This window comes from Yinghuangia sp. YIM S10712 (assembly GCF_051388935.1).
Taxonomy (GTDB): domain Bacteria; phylum Actinomycetota; class Actinomycetes; order Streptomycetales; family Streptomycetaceae; genus Yinghuangia.
In genome coordinates this window covers 1-1374 of sequence record NZ_JBPKBI010000070.1, presented here as the reverse complement: position 1 = coordinate 1374, position 1374 = coordinate 1, and the positions used below count along the sequence as shown (strand labels likewise).

General features: G+C 63.6%; 1 protein-coding gene. It reads right to left on the bottom strand.

The genetic code is table 11. The annotated features are described in order from the left end of the window. Positions 1-92 precede the first annotated feature (92 nt). Positions 93-1313, bottom strand: a complete 1221-nt coding sequence (locus ACRX5W_RS33230) for an SRPBCC family protein (protein WP_436792120.1) — start codon at positions 1311-1313, stop codon at positions 93-95. Positions 1314-1374 lie beyond the last annotated feature (61 nt).

Here is a 1374-nt window from a genome sequence, read left to right as displayed (position 1 = left end):
AGTCCGCGTACTTCTCCAGATCCGCGAACTGCGCAGGCAGAAGGTTGCTCATGATCGCTCGATTCTCCTTTGAGACCCGAAGCCGCGCGGGCTCAGGCCGACGCCTCGGACTGGGCTGCCTGGTGCTCGGCCACGTACCCGCGCGCGGTCGTGTGCAGGTGACGCAGCATCACCTCCTGGTCGCACAGCGGGAACTCCTCCACGGCACGCGACTCGATCATCGTCTGCGTCGCCTCCAGGGTGTTCGCGTCCTGAAGCGCGTACTCCTTGAACGTCACCGCCGCCAGCTCGTGCTGCAGACGCTCGTACGCGTTCGTCGGCGGCACGAAGTACAGCGAGCTCTCGAACGTGTGCGTGTTGTACGAGGTCGGCCAGTAGTGGTACGTCAGGTACCAGTTCGGCTTCCAGATCAGNTGCTGCAGACGCTCGTACGCGTTCGTCGGCGGCACGAAGTACAGCGAGCTCTCGAACGTGTGCGTGTTGTACGACGTCGGCCAGTAGTGGTACGTCAGGTACCAGTTCGGCTTCCAGATCAGCAGCATGAAGTTCGGGAAGAACAGGAACGAGTCCTCGCCCCACGCCTTGTGGTTCGTCGGGTTCAGGCCCTTCATCGGGATCTCGCCCACATCCGGCGCGTCCCACACACCGAACAGACCACTGCGCAGCACGCGCTCCATCGGCTTGACCATCGTCTCGTCCTTCGGCGGCGCCATGCCGCCCCAGGAGGACACCAGCCCGTGCGGGCCGTCGACGTCGTACGACAGCGCCTCGTACCCGACCTCGCGCAGCTTGCGGGACTCCTCGTCGACCGCCTGCTTCTGGTGCAGGATCGGCGCGTGGTAGAACTCCATGAACGCGTCGATGAACAGCTTCCAGTTCGCGCCGATCTCCGCGCGGTACGTGTAGACCTCGGTCATCTTGTCGAACGGGTAGCCCTCAAGGCCCTTCCCGAACCGCGACAGGTAGTCCGCGACCGGCTCCGCGTTCTCATCGAAGTTGACGAAGATGAAGCCCTGCCACACCTCGGCCTTGACCGACTTCAGCCCGAAGTCCTTCTTGTCGAGGTCGAAGAACTCGCCCTCCTGCTGCACGAACGTCAGCTCGCCGTCCAGCTCGTACCGCCACCCGTGGTACTTGCAGGTGAACTGACGGCAGGTGCCCGAGACCTCCTCGCGCGGGAAGTCGTTCCACACCAGCTTGTTGCCGCGGTGACGGCACACATTGTGGAACGCGCGGATCTCCTTGTCCTTGCCGCGCACCAGGATCACCGACGTCTTCGCCGCCGACAGCTCCTTCGTGAAGTAGCTCCCCACCTTCGGAAGCTGCTCCACACGACCCACGTTCAGCCACGTCTTCTTGAAGATCGCCTCACGC